The 22,095-nt window shown below is 62.8% G+C and carries 25 protein-coding genes, 1 tRNA gene and 1 pseudogene; 15 read left to right on the top strand and 12 right to left on the bottom strand.

Features of this window, described 5'->3' with window-relative positions:
• The first annotated feature begins 35 nt into the window (after window positions 1–35).
• The 4 genes from LPB260_RS13810 to LPB260_RS13795 all read left to right on the top strand — a co-directional run bounded on the left by LPB260_RS13810 (window position 36) and on the right by LPB260_RS13795 (window position 2,574).
• Window positions 36–1,361, top strand: a complete 1,326-nt coding sequence (locus LPB260_RS13810) for a type II toxin-antitoxin system HipA family toxin (protein ID WP_208709559.1) — start codon at window positions 36–38, stop codon at window positions 1,359–1,361.
• Window positions 1,362–1,631 (top strand): helix-turn-helix domain-containing protein, encoded by a 270-nt coding sequence (locus tag LPB260_RS13805; protein ID WP_208709557.1) that lies wholly within the window; start codon window positions 1,362–1,364, stop codon window positions 1,629–1,631.
• A gap of 150 nt (window positions 1,632–1,781) precedes the next feature.
• Window positions 1,782–2,141 carry a histone-like nucleoid-structuring protein, MvaT/MvaU family gene (locus LPB260_RS13800; RefSeq protein WP_208709555.1) on the top strand — a complete coding sequence of 120 codons (360 nt, stop codon included), beginning with the start codon at window positions 1,782–1,784 and terminating at the stop codon, window positions 2,139–2,141.
• A 157-nt stretch (window positions 2,142–2,298) separates the two neighbouring features.
• Window positions 2,299–2,574 carry a pyocin activator PrtN family protein gene (locus LPB260_RS13795; RefSeq protein WP_074915953.1) on the top strand — a complete coding sequence of 92 codons (276 nt, stop codon included), beginning with the start codon at window positions 2,299–2,301 and terminating at the stop codon, window positions 2,572–2,574.
• Here the strand turns inward: LPB260_RS13795 and LPB260_RS13790 are convergent.
• Window positions 2,544–3,725: a tyrosine-type recombinase/integrase gene (locus tag LPB260_RS13790; protein WP_208709553.1), complete on the bottom strand. Its 1,182-nt coding sequence runs from the start codon at window positions 3,723–3,725 to the stop codon at window positions 2,544–2,546. The two genes, LPB260_RS13795 and LPB260_RS13790, sit on opposite strands and share 31 nt — an antisense overlap.
• Window positions 3,726–3,834: 109 nt before the next feature.
• On the opposite strand from LPB260_RS13790, the gene dusA reads away from it, so the two are divergent.
• Both dusA and tal read left to right on the top strand, forming a co-directional pair.
• The gene (dusA, locus tag LPB260_RS13785) at window positions 3,835–4,845 is read left to right on the top strand and encodes a tRNA dihydrouridine(20/20a) synthase DusA (RefSeq protein ID WP_208709551.1); all 1,011 of its coding nucleotides are present in this window, start codon (window positions 3,835–3,837) and stop codon (window positions 4,843–4,845) included.
• A 64-nt stretch (window positions 4,846–4,909) separates the two neighbouring features.
• Window positions 4,910–5,836 carry a transaldolase gene (gene tal / locus LPB260_RS13780; RefSeq protein WP_208709549.1) on the top strand — a complete coding sequence of 309 codons (927 nt, stop codon included), beginning with the start codon at window positions 4,910–4,912 and terminating at the stop codon, window positions 5,834–5,836.
• A 60-nt stretch (window positions 5,837–5,896) separates the two neighbouring features.
• Here tal and rssC read toward each other — a convergent pair whose 3' ends face one another.
• Both rssC and rssB read right to left on the bottom strand, forming a co-directional pair.
• A complete protein-coding gene (gene rssC / locus LPB260_RS13775; RefSeq protein WP_208710219.1) occupies window positions 5,897–6,379 on the bottom strand; it encodes an anti-sigma factor antagonist RssC in 483 nt (160 codons plus the stop codon).
• A gap of 8 nt (window positions 6,380–6,387) precedes the next feature.
• Window positions 6,388–7,572: a two-component system response regulator RssB gene (rssB, locus tag LPB260_RS13770; RefSeq protein ID WP_208709547.1), complete on the bottom strand. Its 1,185-nt coding sequence runs from the start codon at window positions 7,570–7,572 to the stop codon at window positions 6,388–6,390.
• 212 nt (window positions 7,573–7,784) lie between these two features.
• Between rssB and LPB260_RS13765 the strand changes: the two genes are divergently transcribed.
• Window positions 7,785–8,084, top strand: coding sequence for a PilZ domain-containing protein (locus LPB260_RS13765; protein ID WP_208709546.1), 300 nt, complete (start codon window positions 7,785–7,787; stop codon window positions 8,082–8,084).
• Between the two features lie 79 nt (window positions 8,085–8,163).
• Here the strand turns inward: LPB260_RS13765 and LPB260_RS13760 are convergent, their stop codons facing one another.
• Window positions 8,164–8,865 (bottom strand): VacJ family lipoprotein, encoded by a 702-nt coding sequence (locus LPB260_RS13760; RefSeq protein WP_208709543.1) that lies wholly within the window; start codon window positions 8,863–8,865, stop codon window positions 8,164–8,166.
• Between the two features lie 228 nt (window positions 8,866–9,093).
• Between LPB260_RS13760 and LPB260_RS13755 the strand changes: the two genes are divergently transcribed.
• Together LPB260_RS13755 and LPB260_RS13750 are read left to right on the top strand one after the other, a co-directional pair.
• Window positions 9,094–9,810, top strand: coding sequence for an HAD family phosphatase (locus LPB260_RS13755; protein WP_208709541.1), 717 nt, complete (start codon window positions 9,094–9,096; stop codon window positions 9,808–9,810).
• 156 nt (window positions 9,811–9,966) lie between these two features.
• Window positions 9,967–10,233 (top strand): DUF4404 family protein, encoded by a 267-nt coding sequence (locus LPB260_RS13750; RefSeq protein ID WP_208709539.1) that lies wholly within the window; start codon window positions 9,967–9,969, stop codon window positions 10,231–10,233.
• A gap of 48 nt (window positions 10,234–10,281) precedes the next feature.
• Here LPB260_RS13750 and queF read toward each other — a convergent pair whose 3' ends face one another.
• From queF to LPB260_RS13735, 3 genes are all read right to left on the bottom strand, one after another.
• Window positions 10,282–11,112 (bottom strand): NADPH-dependent 7-cyano-7-deazaguanine reductase QueF, encoded by an 831-nt coding sequence (gene queF, locus LPB260_RS13745; protein WP_208709537.1) that lies wholly within the window; start codon window positions 11,110–11,112, stop codon window positions 10,282–10,284.
• Window positions 11,113–11,216: 104 nt separating this feature from the next.
• Window positions 11,217–11,915, bottom strand: coding sequence for an orotidine-5'-phosphate decarboxylase (pyrF, locus tag LPB260_RS13740; protein ID WP_208709535.1), 699 nt, complete (start codon window positions 11,913–11,915; stop codon window positions 11,217–11,219).
• A 169-nt stretch (window positions 11,916–12,084) separates the two neighbouring features.
• Window positions 12,085–12,348, bottom strand: coding sequence for a DUF1127 domain-containing protein (locus LPB260_RS13735; protein WP_208709533.1), 264 nt, complete (start codon window positions 12,346–12,348; stop codon window positions 12,085–12,087).
• 96 nt (window positions 12,349–12,444) lie between these two features.
• Between LPB260_RS13735 and LPB260_RS13730 the strand changes: the two genes are divergently transcribed.
• Complete coding sequence (locus LPB260_RS13730; protein WP_208709531.1) at window positions 12,445–13,299, top strand: LysR family transcriptional regulator; 855 nt, start codon at window positions 12,445–12,447, stop codon at window positions 13,297–13,299.
• 119 nt (window positions 13,300–13,418) lie between these two features.
• Here LPB260_RS13730 and efp read toward each other — a convergent pair whose 3' ends face one another.
• Window positions 13,419–13,994 (bottom strand): elongation factor P, encoded by a 576-nt coding sequence (gene efp, locus LPB260_RS13725; protein WP_208709529.1) that lies wholly within the window; start codon window positions 13,992–13,994, stop codon window positions 13,419–13,421.
• 33 nt (window positions 13,995–14,027) lie between these two features.
• Window positions 14,028–15,167, bottom strand: a complete 1,140-nt coding sequence (gene earP, locus LPB260_RS13720) for an elongation factor P maturation arginine rhamnosyltransferase EarP (protein ID WP_208709527.1) — start codon at window positions 15,165–15,167, stop codon at window positions 14,028–14,030.
• 355 nt (window positions 15,168–15,522) lie between these two features.
• On the opposite strand from earP, the gene LPB260_RS13715 reads away from it, so the two are divergent.
• On the top strand, window positions 15,523–15,969 hold the full coding sequence (locus LPB260_RS13715; protein ID WP_208709525.1) for a DUF3592 domain-containing protein: 447 nt from the start codon (window positions 15,523–15,525) through the stop codon (window positions 15,967–15,969).
• 81 nt (window positions 15,970–16,050) lie between these two features.
• On the opposite strand, the gene LPB260_RS13710 is transcribed toward LPB260_RS13715, so the two are convergent.
• Window positions 16,051–16,140: transfer RNA gene (locus tag LPB260_RS13710), tRNA-Ser, on the bottom strand.
• Window positions 16,141–16,507: 367 nt separating this feature from the next.
• Between LPB260_RS13710 and LPB260_RS13705 the strand changes: the two genes are divergently transcribed.
• The 4 genes and pseudogenes from LPB260_RS13705 (at window position 16,508) to LPB260_RS13695 (ending at window position 20,389) form a co-directional block, all read left to right on the top strand.
• Window positions 16,508–17,197: a crotonase/enoyl-CoA hydratase family protein gene (locus tag LPB260_RS13705; protein WP_208709523.1), complete on the top strand. Its 690-nt coding sequence runs from the start codon at window positions 16,508–16,510 to the stop codon at window positions 17,195–17,197.
• A 424-nt stretch (window positions 17,198–17,621) separates the two neighbouring features.
• Window positions 17,622–18,644: pseudogene (locus tag LPB260_RS29365) on the top strand (cache domain-containing protein); the annotation flags it as partial.
• Between the two features lie 30 nt (window positions 18,645–18,674).
• A complete protein-coding gene (locus LPB260_RS29360) occupies window positions 18,675–19,502 on the top strand; it encodes a methyl-accepting chemotaxis protein (protein ID WP_371926172.1) in 828 nt (275 codons plus the stop codon).
• Between the two features lie 164 nt (window positions 19,503–19,666).
• Window positions 19,667–20,389 (top strand): 1-acylglycerol-3-phosphate O-acyltransferase, encoded by a 723-nt coding sequence (locus LPB260_RS13695; RefSeq protein ID WP_208709519.1) that lies wholly within the window; start codon window positions 19,667–19,669, stop codon window positions 20,387–20,389.
• Window positions 20,390–20,531: 142 nt separating this feature from the next.
• Here the strand turns inward: LPB260_RS13695 and LPB260_RS13690 are convergent, their stop codons facing one another.
• Entirely contained in the window at window positions 20,532–21,260 is a 729-nt protein-coding gene (locus LPB260_RS13690; RefSeq protein ID WP_208709517.1) for an amidotransferase, read from the bottom strand.
• 145 nt (window positions 21,261–21,405) lie between these two features.
• Complete coding sequence (locus tag LPB260_RS13685; RefSeq protein WP_208709515.1) at window positions 21,406–22,029, bottom strand: hypothetical protein; 624 nt, start codon at window positions 22,027–22,029, stop codon at window positions 21,406–21,408.
• Between the last annotated feature and the right edge of the window lie 66 nt (window positions 22,030–22,095).

The raw sequence follows: 22,095 nt of genomic DNA, 5'->3' as shown, positions 1-22,095 counted from the left end.
AGTAGCCTTAACGGCATTAAAGTGCCGGAGTCCATATGCACTCTCTCACCCTGCAACTGTACAGTGGTCATGCCTGGAACGACGCCATGCACCTCAACTTCGAGCAGCCCGAGGTGGGTCTGGCAGGTGCGTGTTCTTTTGGCTATGAGCAGACATATCTGCTTGAGACGCTGGAGCACATGGGCAGCCGCCTTGAGCATGCAGTTAGCGCCACAGTGCCATTGGGCTGGGACTCCTATCGGGGCACCCCGGCTCCCGCATTCCTTCACGACATATTGCCCGCAGGGGCGGCACGCCGCTTCCTACTCCAGCGTCTGGGCAAACAGAAACCCGAGAATCTGGAACTGGATCTATTCCTGCTGAGTCGGTGCGCCCCGGCGCCGGTGGGCAACCTGCGCATCAAGGAGGCGGCATTAGCACTTCAAGGAAATCCGCTGCTGGGTTTCTCTCGCGAAGATGTAATCAACCGCGATTCGCGCTTTCTGGAATACGCCTACGAGCAGGGTGCGGCTATCGGTGGCGCCACAGGCGCGGGTGGCGAAGCGCCCAAACTGTTACTGACTGAAGACAGAGAAGGTGCCCTGCATCTGGATGCGGCTCTGCCGGATGCCTATGCGACCTGTCACTGGTTCGTGAAGTTCGCGCGTAACCAGGCTAGACAGACCGACCAAGACATACTGCGTAGCGAGTTCTGCTTCTACAGGGCCGTCCAGCGGCTTGGCCTGGATACCGTACCCGCCGAAGGTCTGGCTCTAGAGGAAGGCCGCAAGCCTAGCCTGTGGATGCGTCGTTTTGACCGTCGTCTTAGTGCCGCTGGTGTAGAGCGCAGCGCCATGGAGTCCCTGTACTCACTGGCAGGAGTAACCGTGCCGGGCAGTTACCTACTGCATACCGACGCCCTGAAGCACCTGGTCAGGCTGTGGCAGCAGACGGGGCAAGGCGCGCAAGTTGGTGACATGATCTTTGAGTATCTGCAGCGCGACTTACTCAACCAGATCCTTGGCAATTCGGACAACCATGGCCGCAATACTTCAATATTGCGAAACCGCACTGGCCTGAAGCTCGCCCCCATCTACGACCTTGCCCCCATGGTGATGGATGATGAAGGCATCACTCGCACTACAAAATGGCCTCAACCTATAGAGATTGCCGGCGAGGTTAACTGGCGCCAAGCCTGTGCCGCACTGGCGCAATGGACCGACGCAGATGTTCTATATGAAAGGCTCAGAGACGCAGCGCACAACTTCCTCGCCCTTCCCGACCTACTGAACGATCAGGGGCTGCCAAACTCCACCATGAATCATCCACGTATTGCGCTGCGAAACCTCCAGCAACGACTCAGCCGATGGGGGCTTGTCTGAATGGACATCATCGAGCGCAACCGTATTCTGAGCGAAATACAGACCCAACTGGCGTCGGGCGAGTTGAGCATCGGCCAGGCTGTGCGCAAGTTGCGGAAGGAAATCACCGGATTGCAGCAGGCCCGTTTCGCGCAGATGTGCAAACTTTCCCTGCGTGCCCTTCGTCAGTTGGAGCATGACGAGTCAAATCCAACCGTGCAGACCCTGAATAGCGTGTTCAATCCATTTGGGATGCAAGTTGGCATTGTGCCGAAGACGCGAGCGCAATAGAGGCAGCCTGCCCCTCCTCAAGGGTGATATTTCTGCCCACCGCTACGATCTTGAAAACCGGCGGCAACCCTCGCCTCCATCGTCTGCAACAGTCGTGGAATCGAGTTATAGTTGATACTCAAATCAGCCATATAAAAGGAAGCACATAAAATGTCGAAGCTTGCCGAATTTCGCGCCCTTGAACAGCAACTGGCCGCTCAACTGGCAGAGCTGGACGCTCTCAAGAAAGACGGTGGCCTGAAGAAGGAAATGGAATTCGAGGAAAAACTCCGCACCCTGATGTCGAAGTACGACAAAGGCCTGCGCGACATCATTGCTATCCTCGATCCGCAAACCAAAATCGGCAAGCTCAGCAAACAGGACTCCGGCGTGCGCCGTCCTCGCCAAGTTAAACGCTACAAGCATCCTAAGACCGGCGAGGTTGTTGAAACCAAAGGCGGCAACCACAAAGTTTTGAAAGCTTGGAAAGAAGAATTCGGCGCCGACGTCGTCGAAAGCTGGTTGCAATAACGATTTACCGAGCTGTTGGCGCCTCGTTTCACCAACGGCGCCGACGCCGCCCAAGGCGTCACTCGCTCCTTCGCGCCCAACTACGAAGTAGCTTGTTTGCCATCAGACCTAGCGCCAATACGCTGAATCCATTGGAATGGCGCTATGGCATGGGGCAATGAAGACACTGTTTTTGCTGATGGCTCAGTACGACGGACAGGCCGTAATTCCTATCGAATGGGTATGCCGAGATTTCCTTGGCCTTTCGGTAGACAAGTTCAAACGCAAGCGCCTGATGGGAGAAATAGACCTTCCAGTGATGCGACTGGGCGCAAATTCGCAGAAGGCCAACCTTGGCGTGCACCTGGAGGATCTCGCTGCCTACATCGATAGACAGCGAGAGGCTGCAATCAGAGAGCAGGATCAGTTGATGGATCGACGGCGCCTCGCCTGAAGCGCCCCCCCTCGGTCTTCAGGAGCGTCAGGCGCCACCCGCGCACCCAGTACTACAGGGGCTCCGATGATCTTCTCCAACCAGGGCCAATTCTTGTAGGGATCTCCTCGCCCATTCAAATGCGTATAACGACGCATGGAGTTCCAGTCGCGATGCCCTGATACGCTCGCGACCCTCGGTATATCCCAATCCATCTCGAACAGCCGGCTCACACCATCATGGCGTAAATCATGGAAGTGCAGATCCTTGATAGTCAGAAACTTGCAGGCGCGAGTGAAGGCCGCAGAAATTGAGTCCGAGCAGTACGGGAATATCTCTCGGCAAGACTTAGGCATGCTATGAATAATCTGCCAAGCCTCCTCCGGCAGATGACACCAGACATTATTACCAATCTTCTGCCCAGGATTTTTCATATCCCGAACAAGCACCGCCCGCCGCCGCTCATCCAGATCCGCCCAGCGAATCCGCGTAATTTCCTCCTGCCTACGCGTCGAGAAGATCGCAAAAGCTATGACCTTGGGCATATGTATCGCGCTAGGCCTGCGTGCCTGGAGATCGAAAAAGTAGGCAAGCAATCTGTCCAACTCATCCCCGCTCGGCCTCCGATCACGCTCTCGACTCCGAGTCACCATACCCAGCTTACGCAGCACCTTGCGCGCATCAGTCATAGCGCTCGCGTCGATCTCATACCCCCAGGCAGGCTTAGCGACAGACAGGACCGCGCCAAGGTGTGCGAGATCGTTCCCAACGGTCTGGGCCTGAACGCCGCCGCCCTCCTTGCCCATTCGCCATTGCGCGTACTCAACCAGCTTCTGACTTGTCAGATCGACATCAGCGACCTGGCCTAGCCAGGTTCCACTGATCGCCTTCAAGGTGGCTCGCTTCGTCGTTCCGAGCGGGCGGATCAGCTCGTACTCCTCCAGATAGCGCTCAATGATTTTCTTGAGCGGCACATCTTCCCGCGAAGCCTTTTCGAGAGCACCGGGCAACGCAAGCTCGGCCTCCCTCCTCATCATCCAGGCGCGGGCAACCGGCTTACGGTCGAAGGACTGGCTTTCTTGGTAGACTATGACTCCCTTGCGGCGCAGCCGAATCTGAACCGTGTACTTGGTCTGCCCGCTTTTGTTCATGCGCCGAGTGATCGTTCCCATATCGCTCATCACCAGTGCTAAAAATGCATTTACCAGTGCTAAATTTTAGCACCACATGCGCAAAAATGGGCAAAAACAAGCCTTTTCGGCCTTCAATTGACCTGAACCAATGCCTCTAGAATCAGCCTCAACACCAGCAATCACGCGCCCTGCGCTGTCCCGCCGCTTCTCCGTGGCACCGATGATGGATTGGACTGACCGGCACTGCAGGTTCTTCCTGCGCCAGCTGTCCAGGCACACCCTGCTCTACACCGAGATGGTGACCACCGGCGCCCTGCTGCACGGTGACAGCGCGCGTTTCCTGCGCCACAGCGCAGCGGAATACCCACTGGCCTTGCAGCTGGGCGGCAGCGTGCCGGCGGATCTGGCCGCCTGCGCCAGGCTCGCCGAGGATGCCGGTTACGACGAGGTCAATCTGAACGTCGGCTGCCCCAGTGACCGGGTACAGAACAATATGATCGGCGCCTGCCTGATGGCCCATCCGGCGGTGGTCGCCGAATGCGTCAGGGCGATGCGCGATGCGGTGAGCATTCCAGTGACGGTCAAGCATCGCATCGGCATCGACGGTCGCGACAGTTACGCCGAGCTGCGCGACTTCGTCGGCCAAGTATGCGAAGCCGGCTGCGAGAGCTTCACCGTGCATGCGCGCATTGCCATCCTCTCCGGCCTGTCGCCCAAGGAGAACCGCGAAATACCGCCGCTTCGCTATGACGTGGCGGCGCAGATCAAGCGCGACTTCCCGGACCTGGAGATCATCCTCAACGGCGGCATCAAGACGCTGGATGAGTGCCGGAACCACCTGCAGACCTTCGACGGCGTGATGCTCGGCCGCGAGGCTTACCACAACCCCTACCTGCTGGCTCAGGTGGACCAGCAGCTGTTCGGCGCCGAGGCGCCGTCGCTGAGCCGTTTCGAGGCCATGCAGTCGATGCGCGGTTATATCGCCGCGCACCTGGCCGAAGGCGGCAGCATGCACCACATCACCCGCCACATGCTCGGCCTGGCCCAGGGATTCAAGGGCGCGCGGCGCTTCCGCCAGCTGTTGTCGGTGGACATCCACAAGACCGCCGAACCGCTGGCGCTGTTCGACCAGGCCGCGCAATTGCTGCAAGGTCACTAGTCGCCGTTGAGCCGCCCCGGCGGCTCGGGTAAGGTCGTGACATCTGCAACGACAAGGCTGTGTCATGACCTCCAAGCTGGATCAACTCAAGCAGTTCACCACCGTGGTCGCCGATACCGGTGACCTCGACGCCATCGCCCGGCTGAAGCCGGTCGACGCCACCACCAACCCCTCCCTGCTGCTCAAGGCAGCGGCCATGCCGCGCTATGCCGACCTGCTGCGCGGCGCCGTCGCCGCCAGCAACGGCGACCTGGGGCTGGCCTGCGACCGCTTCGCCGTGGCGGTCGGCCAGGAGATCCTCAAGGTGATTCCAGGGCGCATCTCCACCGAGGTGGACGCCCGCCTGTCGTTCGACACCCAGGCCACCCTGCGTCGCGCCGAGCGGCTTATCGAGCTCTATGAACAGGCGGGCATTGGCCGCGAGCGGGTGCTGATCAAGATCGCCGCGACCTGGGAAGGCATCCGCGCGGCCGAGCAACTGGAGAAGGCCGGCATCCAGTGTAACCTGACCCTGCTGTTCGCCTTCGCCCAGGCCCAGGCCTGCGCCGAAGCCGGTGTGTTCCTGATCTCGCCATTCGTAGGGCGCATCTACGACTGGTACAAGAAATCCGAGGGCCGCGACTTCGTCGGCGCGGAAGACCCCGGCGTACAGTCGGTCACGCGCATCTACGACTACTACAAGGCCAACGGCTACTCGACCGTGGTGATGGGTGCCAGTTTCCGCAACCTCGGCCAGATCGAGCAGCTGGCCGGTTGCGATCGACTGACCATCAGCCCCGACCTGCTGCAGCAACTGGCTGACGAGCAGAGCCCTCTCGAACGCAAACTGAGCGGCGGCAAACCGGCCGAGGCGCGTCAGTCGCTCGACGAAAGCCAGTTCCGCTGGGCACTCAACGAGGACGCCATGGCCACGGAAAAGCTTGCCGAGGGCATTCGCCTGTTCGCCCGCGACCAAGAAAAACTGGAAGCACTGCTCGCCAACCTCGCCTGAATGCACTGCGGGGCGCCGACTTGCATCAGGCGCCCCGCAGCGAACTCAGGCGATGAACTCTCAGTGGTGCTCTAGCGCACTGACCAGATCGTGGAAGGCTTCGCGGTTGGACTCGTTGAGACCCATGAGGATGCGGTGCGCCTCCAGGACCTTGGCCCGAACCACCTCTTCGGACTGATCCTGTGATGGCAGGTCGGCCAGGCATTCCGGGCAGGGAATTGGCTTGTTGACGATATTGAAGACCTGATCGAAGCCCATCGACTGCAGCAGACGGGTGATGTCCGCATGGGTGGTCACCACGGTGGGCAACAGGCCGATCTTCTGCCGCGAGAGAATCGACAACTTCGCCAATAATCCCAGGGTGGTGCTGTCGATGCTGCGCGTCTCGGTCAGGTCGATGACGATGGCCGAGAAGTTCAGCGCAGTGAAGATCTTTTCGATGGTGGCATCCAGCGCCGAACAGAGGGTCAGGCGCACTTCACCAACGAACTTCAGGACGAAAGTACCGTCTTGTTCGGCGAACTGGATTCTACCGGGGTTCATCCCAGGATTCATGCAAGGTTCCTGCTTAACACCAGCAAGGCGATATCATCCGGCATATCCGCCAGATTGGCCAGCCCGAGCACCTGACGCAACCCCTCCAGGGTGCCGCCCGCCGAGGCCACCAATTCGGGCAGCGCGGTCTCCTTCTCCTGCAGCGTCTCACCAGGCAGCAGATCGAGAATCCCGTCGGACAGCAGCGTCAGGCTGAAGGACTCCGGCAGCTTGAGCTTGTGATCGGCGTAGTCGGCCTCCTCGAACAGGCCAACCGGCAAACCACGACCGCTCAGGTACTGGGCCTGGCCCTCACTGAACAGCACCGGCAACGGCAAATGGCCGCCGATGCTGTAGTTCAGTTCGCCGCTCTGCTCATCGATCACCCCGCCGAGCATGGTCACATGCTTGCCGAGCTTGCAGTTGATCAGGCCGCGGTTGATATGCGTGAGTACTTCCGAGGGCTTGAATTCGCGCAGGCGGCCGCCGCGGCGCGACTCGTACAAGAGTCGCGTGGTCATGAACTTGAGCAGCACGGTGACGAAGGCAGAGGACGCGCCGTGACCGGAGACGTCGGCCAGGTAGAAGGCCACACGCCGCTCGTCGACCCGGAAATAATCGACGAAGTCGCCGGACAGATAGAGCGACGGGATGATCTGATGGGCGAACTGCAATCCATCGACCTTCCAGGGCGTCTCCGGCAGCATGTTCATCTGCACCTGGCGCCCGGCATTCTGGTCTTCCTGCAGCAGGTGCAGACTGGCCTGCAGCTCGCGGTTGGCCGCCTCGAGCTTCTCGCGGTAGCGGCGGTTCTCCTGGCGCAGGTGAGCACGATCCAGGGCGCGACGCACCGAGTGCTCGAGCACCGCGAGATCTTCCAGGGGCTTGATCAGGTAGTCGGCGGCACCGAGACGCAGAGCCTCGACCGCATCGGTCATCACCCCTGCGCCGGACACCACGATGACCGGGGTTTCCACTTCCAGCGCGTTGATCCGGCGGATCAGCTCCAGCCCATCGACTTGCGGCATGCGTAGATCGCAGACCACCAGGTCGGGCTGCTCGCGCTGAAACACCTCGAGCCCCTGCAGACCGTTGGCCGCTTGCAGGACGTGGAAGCCGCTGTCTTCGAGGTAGGCCGCGAGGCTCGCTCGCACTACTTCGTCGTCGTCGATGATCAGCAGCGTGGCACTGGTTCTGTGCATGGGATATCCAGGCAAACTGCGCCGGGGATGAGTGGACGTAGACGTCAGGCCGCAGCCTGCCCGCGCATACTCGGTTTGCGTTAAGGCGCAGACGGTACTCCCATCCTTTGCCCGATTCAAGCGCACGCCGATCATCGCAACGCGACTTTACACCCCAAATCGGCCAAGGTTATAAGGGCGACAGGAGAGCGCCATAACAAGAGGATAGTCCCATGAGCCAAAGTGATCGTGCCTACAGTGAAAAACGCGACTACATCCGCATGCGACTGGAAGCGCCGGTCACACTGCACCATGCCGGCCAGGAAATTCCCGCGCTGTGCCTCGACCTGTCGAGCACCGGCATGCAACTGGAGGCCAGATCGACGCTGAACATGGGCGACCAGGTCCGGGTGCATATCGCCTCGGAGCACAACGAACTCAAGGGCCTGGATGCGCAAGCCGAAGTGGTGCGGGTCAGTCAACTGGAGGACGGCCGCCAGGCGCTCGGCCTGGCGATCATCTCAATGAACTGAAGCCTCGGCGCTTGCGCCCAAACAATAAAGGCGGCCACGGGCCGCCTTTATTGTTTTCAACGCCGCGCCAAGGTGGACGCTAGAAGTCGTCCTCGACCTGTCCGTCCTGCACCCTGAACTCACGATTCTGCAGGTAGGCATTACGGATGAACAGGTACTTGTCGCCACTGATCAGCTTCTCCGCCGACAGCAGGCTGGCGCGGGTATCGATGACATCGACGCCACGGGTCAGGTTGCGCGTGGGCACATGGCTCATATGGGGATAGGGCTCGAGGAACGAGTCCGGCAACTTGCCGGCAGCGTCGCGAATGGTGCTTGGACCCATGAGCGGCAGCACGATATAGGGCCCGCTCCCCAAGCCCCAGGCGCCCAGCGTCTGGCCGAAGTCCTCATCATTGCGCTGCAGGCCCATGCGAGTGGCCACGTCGAAGAAACCGAGCACGCCGAACGTGGTGTTGAAGATCACCCGCCCCGTGTCTACGCCGGCATCATGAAACTTGCCTTGCAGCAGGTCGTTGGCCAGGTTGCCGATATCGCCGAGGTTACCGAAGACATTGTGCACGCCGTCCTCGAGAAACTCGGGGGTAACCGCCTGGTAGCCCTGGGCCAGAGGCTTGAGCGCGTAAGTATCGACTGTGTCGTTGAAGCGGAAGATCACCCGGTTGACGCCTTCCCAAGGATCCTCTTCGGCCGCCTGCGTGACGAGCGGAAGCATCCCCAAGCCGACGCAGACCAGCAATCGGCCCAGGCGCTCAATCCAGTTCGTTCCGAATACATACATTGCAATCGCTCCTTGAGAAAAAACGGAGGCCGGTCAGCAGGCGGCCCTGGTAGCAGCCGCGAAGTATAAAGCCTGCAACCGGATATAGGCAGCATAGCGGAGTGACTCTCCGCTAAGTGCCAAGCCCTGCCGCTACCGGCCAATAAGGCGGCGCCTGTCACGAGCCAGTCATCGCCTCGTCATCTCCACTCGTTAGCCTGGCGCAGCCCCTTATCGAAGTCGACCGCCATGCCGCCGCTTGCCCGCCCCGCCCCCTTCTCCGCCCTGTTGTTCGGGCTGTCCGGCTGCCTGGTCGACTTTGGCGCCCGCACCATCCCGGTGGCCCTGCAGCGCCTGTACCCAGCGTGTTCTGACGTGCCGAACAACCTGCAACAACTGCTCGGCCGCTCGCCGCAGGGCGACGAGCTACTCGCCTACCATCGAGCCCTTGGCGAGGCGGCCAGTGAACATGCCGAGTACACGCCCGGGGCAAAGGAGCTGCTAGTACAGCTGCACCAGCAGGACATCCCCTGCGCCTGGCTTGACGAGCTGCCGCGCGACGCCAGCGCCAGCCTGGCGAAGCACCTGCCAGACTGGCTGCACGGCGCTGGCCCAAACGCGAACGGTCGCCCCTGGCCGGCCCCTGACGCCTGCTGGCAGATGCTGGTCGAGCTGCAGGTGGAGCAACTGGCGGGCTGCGTGCTGATCAGCGGCGAGCCGCGCCTGCTCCAGGCCGGGCTCAACGCCGGCCTCTGGACCGTCGGCCTGGCTGCCTGCGGGCCGCTCTGCGGCCTGGCACCCGCCGACTGGCGCGCACTGAACGGCGACGAGCGTGACCGCCTGCGCAGCCAGGCGACCCTCAGGCTGTACCGTCTCGGCGTGCACTCGGTGATCGACCATTTGACCGATCTGCCCGCCTGCCTGGACGACCTGAGCGCTCGGCGACACAAGGGCGAGAAACCCTGAGGCTGGGCAACTGCGCCGCCGCACCTCTAAGGCCGGCGGGAAAGCGTGAGCCAGGGCAGGCAAAGGCGCCACGCTTGGATTACCCTGAAGGCAGGCAGGGACCTTTCGCGGATGCGCAGGGTCAATGCTTTTGCCTATTCGAAAAGGGAGAACCCTATGCCTGCAAACCGTCTGCAGCAGCAACTGGAAGACCTGCGCAATCAATTGGCACAGGATCCCCCGCTGAGTGAGGAGGAGCGCGCCTCGCTGTACGTGCTGACTCAGGAGATCGAGTTGCAGCTGGCCCGCCAAGCCGCTGCCGCGCCCGATGCAACGCTGATCGACGGGGTCAACCTGGCGGTGGAGCGCTTCGAGGCCAGCCATCCGACCCTGGCGGGCACCCTGCGCAATATCCTGCAGAGCCTGGCCAACATGGGGATCTGAAGCTCCAGCCGGCGAATAGAAAACCCCAGCTGCGGCTGGGGTTTCTCGTTACTGGCGGACCAGGCGGCGATTGTCCGGCTCGATCGCCGCGCTGCTGCGATACGGATTGATATCCAGACCGCCGCGGCGCACATAGCGCGCATACACCGTCAGCTGCTGCGGCTTGAGCAACTGCAACAGATCGAGGTAGATGCGCTCGACGCACTGCTCATGAAAGTCGGCATGCTGGCGAAAGCTCACCAGGTAGGCCAGCAGGCTGGCAGGGTCCAGCGCCGGGCCCCGGTATTGCACCACCACGCTGCCCCAATCCGGCTGACCGGTGACCGGGCAGTTGGATTTCAGCAGGTGGCTGTGCAGGCTTTCCTCGACTATGCGCCCGGGCTCGCAGCGCAACAGCTGCGCCTGTGGCTGGGCATAGTTGCTGATGGGCACGTCCAGCTCGTCGATGCAGCGGCCCGGCAAACTCGCGACACCCTCGGCGGCCACCTCACCCAGACTGCGTACCCGCACGCCGACCGCCTTGCCGGCGGCGGCCGACAGGTCCTTCTGCAACACGGCGCACAGCTCGGACGTATCGGCGAATACCGTCTGGTTGAGCGAATTGAGGTACAGCTTGAACGACTTCGACTCGATGATATTGGGTGAGTCCGCCGGAATGGCGAACTCACCGATCGCCACCACCGGCTTGCCCGAGGGCAGCAGCCAGGACAATTCGAAGCAGTTCCAGAGGTCCACCCCCTGATAAGGCAAGGTCGCCGCCGTCAGGCCCAGCTCGGCCCATTTCGGCGCGCGCGGGATGGAAAACAGCAACGACGGCGTATAGGTGGCGATGTATTCGCTGGATTTGCCCAGAGGCGAATCTTCGGCGGCGGGATGCATGGCAGAAACCTGATTAAGCGTGATGGGCGATTGTATACAACAATCCCGATGAATTCAGCGCCGGGCGGCTGCGCCTGCAGCTCCCGCCCAGCGCCCGGGGGGATTCAGGCCAGCTCCGCCACCAACGCCGCCAGCGCCTGGGCCGGATCGGTCGCCTGGCTGACCGGTCGGCCGATCACCAGGTAGTCGGAGCCGGCATCCAGGGCCTGGCGCGGGGTCAGGATGCGCCGCTGGTCGTCCTGGGCGCTGCCGGCAGGACGAATACCCGGGGTGACCAGTTGCAGCGACGGATGGGCGGCCTTCAGCGCGCCGGCCTCCTGGGCCGAGCAGACCAGGCCGTCCAGGCCGGCCTGCTGCGCCAGCCCGGCCAGGCGCAACACCTGCTCCTGCGGCTCGATATCCAGGCCAATGCCGGCCAGGTCCTCGCGCTCCATACTGGTCAGCACGGTGACGCCGATCAGCAGCGGCGCCCGCCCGCCCAGCGCGTCGAGAGTTTCGCGGCAGGCCGCCATCATGCGCAGGCCGCCCGAGCAGTGCACGTTGACCATCCACACGCCCAACTCGGCAGCGGCCTTGACCGCCATCGCCGTGGTGTTGGGGATGTCGTGGAATTTCAGGTCGAGAAACACCTCGAAACCCTTGTCGCCCAGGGCGCCGACAATTTCCGGCCCGCAGCGGGTGAACAGTTCCTTGCCGACCTTGACGCGACACTGCCGGGGATCGAGCCGATCGGCCAGCGCGAGTGCGGCATCGCGGGTCGGAAAATCCAGGGCAACGATGATCGGAGTCTGGCAAGCGGACATGGGCGGGCTCTCTGACTGGGGAAATCGGCGCGCATTGTAACGGAAGCCAGGGGCGCTTGCCGCCCCACCGATCCGGCCGCCCTATCAGCACGGCCGACACCTTTCCCAGCAGGCGCCGGCCAGGGTGCCGATGCCGCTAAACAGCACCCTGACCGGCATCGACTTCAACCTATCGACGACTCCGCTCGTGGTGACCGGCAGATTTCGCCAGGGGATCGTCCCAGAATGGCCGCTCACTTTCGAGCAGCACATCGGCGCGACTCAGGCCGAGGTCGCTGAGCGCCTCGTCGCTCAGGCCGGCCAATCGCCGCCGCTGCTCCGCCAGTTGCCGCCAGCGCTTGAGTTGCAGCCAGAGCGCCCTGACAAGAGCGCTCGGACTCACGCCGGGATAAGACAAGCCGTGTGCAATTGCATAACCTTTCTGACCTTTCATCTCGTCGCCCTCCTGTGGGGTTGGCGACAGTCTCGCGCCCGGCTTATGATCAATCCAACGAATGTTTCTTATGTCATGCATCTTGGATATTGATGAATGGCCAACTACCCGAGCATCGACAGCGAATTGCTGCGAACCTTCGTCGCGATTGCCGACCACGGGGGCTTCACCCGCGCCGCCGAGATGGTCAATCGCACCCAGTCGGCGGTGAGCATGCAGATGAAGCGCCTCGAGGAAGACGTACTGCAGCGCCCGCTGTTCCAGCGCGATGGCCGTCAGGTCAGCCTGACCGCCGAGGGCCAGGTGCTGCTGGGCTATGCACGACGCATTCTCAAGCTGCATGGCGAGGTGATGACCACCCTGCGCGAGCCGCACATGGTCGGCGCGGTGCGCATTGGCACACCGGATGACTACCTGATGCGCTTCATGCCGGGGATTCTCTCGCGCTTCGCCCAGGCCTACCCCCTGGTGCAGGTGGAGCTGCACTGCGAGCCCTCATCGGGCCTGCTGCAGCGCCAGGACCTCGACCTGACCATCGTCACCCGCGAGCCGGGTAACGAGATCGGCCAACTGCTGCGCCAGGAGCGCATCGTCTGGGCCGAGGCGCAGGGTTTCAGCCCCCATGAACAGGAGCCGCTGCCGCTGGCGATGTTCAACTCCCAGTGTTTCTGCCGCTCCTGGGCCTGCAACGCCCTGGACGCGATAGAGCGCGAGTACCGCATCGCCTATACCAGCCCGAGCCTGTCAGCGATCATGGCCGTGGTCAGCGCCGGGCTCGCTGTCACCGCACAATTGCAGAGCCTGATCACCCCGGACCAGCGCATCATCGGCGAAGCCGAAGGGCTGCCAGCCATGCCGTCGGCCAGCATCGTCCTGCTGCGCAACCCCCACACCCAGTCGCCGGTAACCGAAACCCTGGCCGAGCACATCGTCGAGGGTTTCAGACTCTAAGCCCTAGCGCCCGCGCACGACGCCTAAGGCCTGCCTGCCGCAAACCCTGAAGTCGAAAAAACCAGGCATAAAAAAACCCGACGCCAGGGTCGGGTTTTTTCAACGCTTCAAGCCTGTACTCAGGCCTGCGGCGCCTGGGTGCGGCCCTTGTAGGTACCGTCACGGGTATCGATCTCGATCCAGTCGTCGATCTCGACGAACTCTGCGACCTTGATCTCGGTGCCATTGCGCAGCTTGGCAGGCTTCATCACCTTGCCGGAGGTGTCGCCACGGGCGGCGTTCTCGGTGTAGACCACCTGGCGCACGATGGTGGTCGGCAGGTCGACGGAGATCACCTTGCCTTCGAAGAACACGGCTTCACAGACGTCGGTCATGCCTTCTTCGATGAACGGCAGTACGCTTTCCAGGTCTTCGGCACGCAGCTCGTAGGAGTTGTATTCCGGGTCCATGAACACGTAGTCGTCACCGCTGATGTAAGAAAGATTCACTTCCTTACGCTCCAGGATTACCGGCTCCATCTTGTCGTCGGCCTTGTAAACGGTCTCGGTCTTGGAGCCGTTCAGCAGGTTCTTCAGCTTCATCTTGACGATGGCGCTGTTGCGGCCGGACTTGGTGAACTCGGCCTTCTGGACCAGCCACGGCTGGCCGTCGATCAGGGCCACGCTGTTGGGCTTCATTTCTTGTGCGGTTTTCATACGAATATCCGGTTTGGATGGGGATACAAATTTCTAGGCCGCGTATGATAGCCAATTTCGGTAAAACTGTACCAGCGCCGCGGCAAGATCGGTCCGCGCGCCCTGCTCCAGGCTCCAGCGCTGCGCATGCGCGACCAGTACCTGCCAGTGCGGCTGCAAGGCCCGCCAGCCTTCGCCCACCCCCTCCCCCGCGTTCCAACTGCGCCATAACCGCGCCAGCGCTCCGGCCGCTTCGGGCGGCAGGCCCTGTGAGTAGAGCGCCAGGAATGCCTCGAGCTTGTCCCAGTGCGCGCCCTCCGCCTGCTGATAGATATGCCAGAGCAGCGGCCGCCCGGCCCACTGCGCCCGCAGGAAGGAATCCTCGCCACGCACCGCGTTGAAGTCACAACACCAGAGCAGCCGGTCGTACTGCGCCTGCTCGATGAATGGCAGCACCTGAACCTGCAACTGCCCGCACTGGCGCATATCGCCGGCCGCCAAGCACTGCGCACCAATCCACTCCTGCAGATCGACAAGAATGCGCCCTTCCGGCACCAGCAGCTGGCTGGGTCGGCTGTCCGCTGCCAAGGCGTCCAGCCAAGCGGCCAGTCCGGGGTTCTCGTAGGCGAAAAGCGAGATCAGGCGCGCGCCGGGCAAACGCGTCACTCCGAGCCCGGCAAGAAAAGCCGCCTGCGCTCCGGCATCGGCCTGAAACGCCTGGCATTCACTCAGCAGATCGCGCTCGCGCAGCAGACCGCCGCTACCCACGGTGAATCCCGGAAAAAAGAAGAACTTCTGCAGACCGCTCGACTGCAAGGACGGCAGACCGTGACAGCCGTCGATCCAGTCCTCGGCACTCAGGTATTCGAGGTTGAGCCACAGCACCTTCGCCGGCCGCGCCGCAATGGCCGCCACATAGGCCGCCGGCAACTCGCAGGCGAACGCCTCGATGACCACATCCGCCGGGGCGCTCGACTGCCAGTCACCGGCCCAAAGACACAGCTCCACGCCCTGCCGCACCTGGCGCGTAGCGCTGGCATCCGCGCCGGGGCAGATGCGCGCGAACGCCGCCATGTCATCCACCCACAGGCGTACCCCCAGCCCATGCTCGGCAACCAGCTGCCTGGCCAGGCGCCAGGTCACCCCAATATCGCCGTAGTTATCGACGACCCTGCAGAAAATGTCCCACTTCACGTTTTGCTTCCCAGAGTACGGCCAACCCGCCTAGCGCCTTGGCCTGAATGAGCGGCAGCCGGCTGCCTGACGCGCTCACTGAATTAAACCTATTGCTGACTGATAAGGCCTCCCGGCGAATGATGCCGACACAGAACGGAGACATCCACGCCTGCCGGCTAAATCGACGAAGCGAAGCCCAGAGAGGGAGTGAACGGAGGCAGCAGCCATCCGCCGTTGACCAAGGCGAGGGGCCTGACGGTAGAATCCCCCTCCCGCCATGCCAACCCCGTTTCTACCCCGCACCGCAGCGACCACTGGACTGCCTTTCATCAAGCCCAGGCAACTGCAAACCCCCTCGATCCCAGGAGCAGTCATGAATTCAGCCTTTTGGGGAGGCACCATTCTCCTTGTTCTATCCACCTACCTGCTGTGGCAGGCACTGAAGTCATTCCTTCGCTACGAGGCGAGCACGCGCTGGCCGACAGTGCCTGGTCGCATACTCAGCTCCGAAGTCGCGGCCCACAGCGCTGACGCTGACCGGCACGACTTTCTATTGCACTATGAGTACCAGGTCGGCGGAGTGCGCTACCAGGGCAACCGCGCGACGCTGTACCCAATCCTTCAACAGGAGGAAGCAGAAAGGCTCGCCCAGCGCTTCGCCCCAGGCCTGAAAGTTGCCGTGCACTACGACCCGGCAGCGCCTGCCGAGGCCACCCTGATTACAGGTAGCAAGCCAGGCAAACGCTACGCCGAGCTCGCCCTGGCCAGCGTCAGCCTGGTGATCAGCCTGAGCATGATGGCTTATGGGCTAAGGGGCTGAGCAGTCTCCATCACCCCAAGGCCCCATAACGCAAAAAGCCCCGAGAACTTGTTAGCTCTCGGGGCTTTAGCTGTATCTATCTGGCGGTGAAGAAGGGATTCGAACCCTTGATACGGTTTCCCGTATACACACTTTCCAGGCGTGCTCCTTCAACCACTCGGACACTTCACCGGATCTCGCTGGACATCGCTGTCTGTCGAGGCGCGCTAATCTAGCCGAACAGTTCGCCAAAGGCAAAAGTTTTTTTCAAAAGATTCATGCGCTTATGCCAAACAACGGGTTACTGGGCTACTACGCCCTGCTCCAGGTCCGGTCATAGGGACGGCTGGCTGGCGATCGCAGTCCGCAGCCGCAGCAACCGAAACGGATTCTATCGACTGCCCGGTGACCACGCGCCCTAGCCGAACCGCTGGCGTCGCGCGGCGCCCGCCTCAGGAAAACCGGGCCTCTGGGCTGACCAACCGGTCAGCCGCCGCGCTTTACCTGGACGAAACGGGTGAGTAACGTCTGCCCCCACCTCAGCACAAGGAACCCCGCGATGAGCGACCTGATCAGCTATCAACTCGAAGACGGCATTGCCACCCTGACCCTGAACAATGGCAAGGTGAATGCCATTTCCCCGGACGTAATCGCCGCCTTCAATGCTGCGCTGGATCGCGCCGAACAGGACAAGGCCATCGTCGTCATCACCGGCCAGCCGGGCATCCTCTCGGGCGGGTACGACCTGAAGGTGATGACCTCCGGTCCGCAGAACGCCATCGATCTGGTTGCCGCCGGCTCGACGCTGGCGCGGCGCATGCTGGCCCACCCCTTCCCGATCATCGTTGCCTGCCCGGGCCATGCGGTGGCCAAGGGCGCCTTCATCCTGCTCTCGGCCGATTACCGTATCGGCGTCGAAGGTCCGTTCAGCATCGGCCTGAATGAAGTGCAAATCGGCATGACCATGCACCACGTGGGCATCGAACTGGCCCGCGACCGCCTGCGCAAGTCGGCGTTTCATCGTTCGGTGATCAACGGCGAGATGTTCGACCCGCAAGGCGCCGTCGATGCCGGTTTCCTCGACAAGGTGGTGCCGGCCGAACAGCTGATGGCCACCGCCCTGGCCGCCGCGCAACAGCTGAAGAAGATCAACATGACCGCGCACCGCAACACCAAGCTGAAAGTGCGCAAGGCGCTGCTGGAGAGCCTCGACCGGGCCATCGAGCAGGATCGCCAGCAACTGCTCTGACCACCCGCGCACAATCCCCAAGGCCCGGCGCGCCTCGGCCGGGCTACTCGGGCCGTATCGCCCCGGGCAGGCGCCTCTGCCTCAGGGCGAACGGTTTACGTACCCCCCAGGACGCCTCCGTCTCCCAGCCCTGAGGGCGCAAAGGGCCTCGGATCACGCCGCACTTCGACTTCCCCCCTTAAGTCCGCAAGGCGATCAACCCCGCCAGCGCCATCGAGCTAGAAGTACGCTGAAAATGCCTTCCCCGGGAGAATCCACCCCGGTAAACATGCCCTTTGCAGACCGGTGCTCTGGTAAAGGGCAGGCCTCCAGAGTTCTCGTAATCGCCCTTTCGGCATAAAGAAACCCGCCGGCCTGCCGACTTGCTTGTACCGGGCCTCCAGCAGTCTTCGGCGGGCCCGCACCCAATAAGGAAAATTTGCCTATGAAAATTGCCCATAAGGTTGGTCTTGCGGCGGCGACCGTGCTGTTTCTCACCACCAGCCTGCTGTCGCTGGTGCAAATCAGTCAGGTCCGCAACAGCCTCAACGAGCAGACCGAATCCAGCATCAAGGATGCGAGCGGCGCCCTGGCCCGCCAGATCGAGAACTGGTTGAACGGCAAACTGCAGCTGATCGACATGATGGCGCAGAACATCGACAGCGACTTCAGCGCCGAGCAGATCCAGCGCGTGTTCGACCAACCGATTCTCAAGCAGCAGTTCCTGCTGATCTTCGGCGGGCTCGACACCGATGGCGAGCGCATCACCAATGACCCGACCTGGAACCCTACGGGTTGGGATGCGCGGCAGCGGCCCTGGTACCCGGTGGCCAAGTCGGCCAATCAAGCGATGCTCACCGAGCCCTACCCCGACGCCGCCAGTGGCGAGATCCTGATTTCGGCGGTGGCCAAGCTCAGCGACCGTGGCCAGTTCAAGGGCGCCTTCGGTGGCGACATCAGCCTGAAGACCATCTCCGACACCATCAACACCTTGAACTTCAACGGCGCCGGCTATGCCTTCCTGCTGGCCCGTAACGGCAACATCATCTCCCACCCGAACACCGAGCTGAACGGCAAACCGCTGAGCGAGCTGTTCGATGGCCAATCCCCGGCCCTCAAGCAAGAACTGACCACCGTCAAAGGCAACGGCCAGGACCGGCTGGTGTCCTTCACCCCGCTGAGCAACCTCAAGGGCATGGACTGGTATATCGGCGTGGTGCTGGATGAAAGCAAGGTATTGGCCGAGGCCAATGCGCTCAGCTGGCGCGCCGCCACCGGTACCCTGATCGGCGTGGCCCTGAGCCTGCTGCTGCTGGGCGCGCTGATGACCCACCTGCTGCGCCCACTGAGCCAGCTGCAGAACTCCCTGCGCGATATCAACAGCGGTGAAGGCGACCTGACCCGCCGCCTGCCGGCCGAAGGCAATGATGAAATCGCCGCGGTCGAGCGGGAGTTCAACGGCTTCCTGCAGAACCTGCAGGGCCTGATCGGCGATGTGATGGGCAGCTCGCGCCAGGTGCGCGAAAGCACCTCGCTGACCTCGATCGAGGCCGACCAGGCCTCCGGCCGCCTGCAGGAGCAGCTGCAGGAGCTGGACCAGCTGGCCACCGCCATGCAGGAAATGGCCTCCACCGCCGAAGAGGTGGCACGCAATGCCCAGGCCGCGGCCCAGGCGGCGATCGCCGCCAACGACGAGACCGAGAACGGCGTGGCCGTGGTTTCCCAGTCCACCGCGGCGATCAAGCGCCTGGCCGATGAGATGAACGACACCAGCCAGTCGATCAACGAGCTGGCCAAGCTCAGCCACAACATCGAGTCGATCCTCTCGGTGATCACCAGCATCGCCGATCAGACCAACCTGCTCGCCCTCAACGCCGCCATCGAAGCCGCCCGTGCCGGCGAGTCCGGACGCGGCTTCGCCGTGGTGGCCGACGAGGTGCGCTCGCTCGCCTCGCGCACCCAGCAATCCACCCAGGAAATCCGCCAGATGATCGATCAGCTGCAGTCCGGGGTGAAACAGGCGGAGGCGCGTATGCAGCAGAGCCGCGACACCGCCAGCCAGACCGCCGAGGACGCCAGCGCTGCCAACGCCATGCTGGGACGCATCCGCGAGGCGATCACCCGCATCAACGACATGAACCTGCAGATCGCCACCGCAGCCGAAGAGCAGAGCGCCACCACCGAGGAGATCAACCGCAACACCACCAACATTCGCGACATCAGCCATGAGGTCGCCAACGGCGCCGAGCAGCAGGTTCGCCAGTGCGCGGTGATGGTCGACCAGGTCGGGCAACAGGATCGCCTGCTGGGCCGCTTCAAGGTCTGAGTCGACGACAGGACCAGCGGGCGAGCCGCCCGCTGGCATCGAGCGAGCGCCAGGCAGGCGCCTCGCTCGTGGCCGAGCCCGGCCAGCGCCACCGATCAGCAGTATTTGCCGAGTGCAGAGCGCCCCCCTACACTGCGCGCCCTTTCTCCTGTCGGGCGTTCCCAATGCTGTTTCTTCTGCGCATGCTAGCGATGGCCGTGCACTTCGTTCTGGCCGGCCTGCTTGGCCTGCTGCTCGGCCTTTGTCGGCCGTTCAACCCGGACAACAGCCGCATCTGCGCCCGCCTCTACTCCCTACCGGCGCTCTGCCTGCTTGGCCTGAAAGTGAAGACCGACGTCAAGCCGCTGCTGGAGCACCATCCCGCCTGCGTGATAATCGCCAATCACCAGTCCAACTACGACCTCTACGTCCTCGGTCGCGTGGTGCCGCAGCGTACCGTCAGCATCGGCAAGAAAAGCCTGAAGTGGCTGCCATTCTTCGGCCAACTCTACTGGCTGGCGGGCAACGTGCTGCTCGACCGCAGCAACGCGCAGCGCGCCAAACGGGCCATGCTCAAGACCACCGACACCCTCAAGCAGCGCAACACCTCGATCTGGGTGTTTCCCGAGGGCACGCGCAATGGTGGCGGGGAGATGCTGCCGTTCAAGAAAGGCGCCTTTCAGATGGCCATCGCCGCGGGCGTGCCCATCATCCCGGTGTGCGCCAGCAGCTACGTCAGGCGGATGCGCCTGAACCGCTGGCGCAGTGGCGACATTCTGATCCGCTCGCTGCCAGCCATTCCCACCGCCGGCCTGAGCCTGGACGACCTGCCGCGCCTGATGGAGCAATGCCGCCAGCAGATGCAGCAGTGCATCGCCGCGATGGATCGGCAACTGGCCGGCGCCTGAGCCTCGAATACCCAGCCGCGGCGAAGCGCGAGCCTTCGGGCGCGCGTGCCGGCGCGCCGCCTTGGTCTTCAGCCCACAAGAACGCGGCAGGGCGCGGGGATCAGAATGCCCCGCGCGGGACCGGGCCTTCGCGCAGTCTCGCTTAAGCCTCCAGCCCCGAGCGTCCATGGGCGACGAAGCGCATCATCCACTCGGCCACCGTATGGCCCTGGTGATCATGCTGCAAGCTGTCCACCCCTTGGCGATAGGCCTGCTCGCCGATGTGCTGCTGGCGGATCTCCAGCAGTTCCTTGGAATAGTCGTGAACGAACTCGGGATGCCCCTGGAAGCACAGCACCTGGTCGCCGATGCAATAGGCGGCGATCGGACAGAAGTCGCTGGAGGCCAGCAACGTCGCATTATCGGGCAGCTTGGTGACCTGGTCCTGGTGGCTGATCAGCAAGGTCAGCTCCTCCAGTACCGGCGTCATCCAGGCCGGCTGGTGCGCCAGGCGATAACGATGGATGCCCACGCCCCAGCCCTGCTCGGCACGCTCGGCCTTGCCGCCGAGCAGCAGCGCCAGCAGTTGATGGCCGAAGCACACGCCCAGCAGCTTGTCGCCCTTGGCGTAGCGATCCAGCAGGTAGGTCTTGAGGGTTTCGATCCACGGATCGGTGGCGAAGGAGTCGGCCTTGCTGCCGGTAACCAGGTAGGCGTCGAAATGCGCGCTGTCCGGCGGGTAGTTGCCCTCCATCACGTTATACACGCTGAACTCGGCGGCGATCGGCTGGTGCGCGAAGAGCCGCTCGAACATCCGGCCGTAGCCCTGGTACTGATCGATCAACTCGGGACGAAGAATGTCTGTTTCCAGAATGCAGATGTGCAGCGACATGGGGCGGGTACCTGAAACGCGGGAGGTGATGACTACAAGGCTCAAGCCTGCCTAAGCACGGACCGCAAGGCAAGTGGACGACAGCGCCAGAATGAAAAGGCCCGGCAGATAAGCCGGGCCTGGGTCGCGCCACGATAGCCCGAGGTCAGTCGGCCAGTTCGCTGCCGCTCGCGTCCCCCTCGCCCTCTCCCGAATCGGTATCGGTATCGGTATCGGTATCGGTATCGGTATCGGTCGCATCGTCGTCGGATGCATCGGTGCCGTCTTCGGCCTCGCCATCATGCTTTGTGCTGTTGGCCAGGGCGTTTTCCAGGCCCAGCGCCGCAGCCAAGGCTGCCGGCGTGCTGGCCACCACCGACATGGCCTTGGCCAGGCCAGTGGTCTCCTTGGATTTCGCCGCTTCGGAGGTTGCCGCGCCATGACCAGCGCTGGCGCTTGCGCCCTTGCCCTTGCCGTTGCCGTTGGAGCCGCCTTCGGCGTGCCCAGCACGACCGCCACCTATGCCGCCGCCGTGACCATGGCCATGACCGCCCTCAGCACCGCCGTGACCGCCACCGTGACCGCCTCCGCCGCCATTGCCAGCACCGCCACCGTTGCCGCCACCACCGCCACCATTACCGCCACCGCCACCGCCACCGCCACCGCCACCGCCACCGCCACCGCCTTTAGCGTAGGCGGAGTCGACCAGCAGATTCATCTGCGGCACGGCCACCGACGACAACATCAGGGCACAGAATGACAAGGTCATGAGTGTCTTTATTTTCAACATGGCAACTCTCCAAGATACGGCGCCAGCACGGCCCTGATCGGGCCAGGTAACTCCGCAGAGTCTAGC

The organism is Pseudomonas sp. LPB0260, assembly GCF_013388395.1.
Note: the sequence above shows the minus strand (reverse complement) of the source record. Positions and strands in the feature narration are given on the sequence as shown.

Coding starts and splice junctions, on each gene's coding strand:
- LPB260_RS13795 (WP_074915953.1), top strand. CDS start 2,299: ATGAAGACACTGTTTTTGCTGATGGCTCAGTACGACGGACAGGCCGTA.
- dusA (WP_208709551.1), top strand. CDS start 3,835: ATGCCTCTAGAATCAGCCTCAACACCAGCAATCACGCGCCCTGCGCTG.
- rssC (WP_208710219.1), bottom strand. CDS start 6,379: ATGAACCCCGGTAGAATCCAGTTCGCCGAACAAGACGGTACTTTCGTC.
- tal (WP_208709549.1), top strand. CDS start 4,910: ATGACCTCCAAGCTGGATCAACTCAAGCAGTTCACCACCGTGGTCGCC.
- LPB260_RS13760 (WP_208709543.1), bottom strand. CDS start 8,865: ATGTATGTATTCGGAACGAACTGGATTGAGCGCCTGGGCCGATTGCTG.
- LPB260_RS13730 (WP_208709531.1), top strand. CDS start 12,445: ATGGCCAACTACCCGAGCATCGACAGCGAATTGCTGCGAACCTTCGTC.
- LPB260_RS13800 (WP_208709555.1), top strand. CDS start 1,782: ATGTCGAAGCTTGCCGAATTTCGCGCCCTTGAACAGCAACTGGCCGCT.
- LPB260_RS13715 (WP_208709525.1), top strand. CDS start 15,523: ATGAATTCAGCCTTTTGGGGAGGCACCATTCTCCTTGTTCTATCCACC.
- LPB260_RS13705 (WP_208709523.1), top strand. CDS start 16,508: ATGAGCGACCTGATCAGCTATCAACTCGAAGACGGCATTGCCACCCTG.
- queF (WP_208709537.1), bottom strand. CDS start 11,112: ATGCATCCCGCCGCCGAAGATTCGCCTCTGGGCAAATCCAGCGAATAC.
- LPB260_RS13790 (WP_208709553.1), bottom strand. CDS start 3,725: ATGGGAACGATCACTCGGCGCATGAACAAAAGCGGGCAGACCAAGTAC.
- LPB260_RS13765 (WP_208709546.1), top strand. CDS start 7,785: ATGAGCCAAAGTGATCGTGCCTACAGTGAAAAACGCGACTACATCCGC.
- pyrF (WP_208709535.1), bottom strand. CDS start 11,915: ATGTCCGCTTGCCAGACTCCGATCATCGTTGCCCTGGATTTTCCGACC.
- LPB260_RS13755 (WP_208709541.1), top strand. CDS start 9,094: ATGCCGCCGCTTGCCCGCCCCGCCCCCTTCTCCGCCCTGTTGTTCGGG.
- rssB (WP_208709547.1), bottom strand. CDS start 7,572: ATGCACAGAACCAGTGCCACGCTGCTGATCATCGACGACGACGAAGTA.
- LPB260_RS13690 (WP_208709517.1), bottom strand. CDS start 21,260: ATGTCGCTGCACATCTGCATTCTGGAAACAGACATTCTTCGTCCCGAG.
- LPB260_RS13750 (WP_208709539.1), top strand. CDS start 9,967: ATGCCTGCAAACCGTCTGCAGCAGCAACTGGAAGACCTGCGCAATCAA.
- LPB260_RS13805 (WP_208709557.1), top strand. CDS start 1,362: ATGGACATCATCGAGCGCAACCGTATTCTGAGCGAAATACAGACCCAA.
- LPB260_RS13685 (WP_208709515.1), bottom strand. CDS start 22,029: ATGTTGAAAATAAAGACACTCATGACCTTGTCATTCTGTGCCCTGATG.
- LPB260_RS29360 (WP_371926172.1), top strand. CDS start 18,675: ATGGGCAGCTCGCGCCAGGTGCGCGAAAGCACCTCGCTGACCTCGATC.
- efp (WP_208709529.1), bottom strand. CDS start 13,994: ATGAAAACCGCACAAGAAATGAAGCCCAACAGCGTGGCCCTGATCGAC.
- LPB260_RS13695 (WP_208709519.1), top strand. CDS start 19,667: ATGCTGTTTCTTCTGCGCATGCTAGCGATGGCCGTGCACTTCGTTCTG.
- LPB260_RS13735 (WP_208709533.1), bottom strand. CDS start 12,348: ATGAAAGGTCAGAAAGGTTATGCAATTGCACACGGCTTGTCTTATCCC.
- LPB260_RS13810 (WP_208709559.1), top strand. CDS start 36: ATGCACTCTCTCACCCTGCAACTGTACAGTGGTCATGCCTGGAACGAC.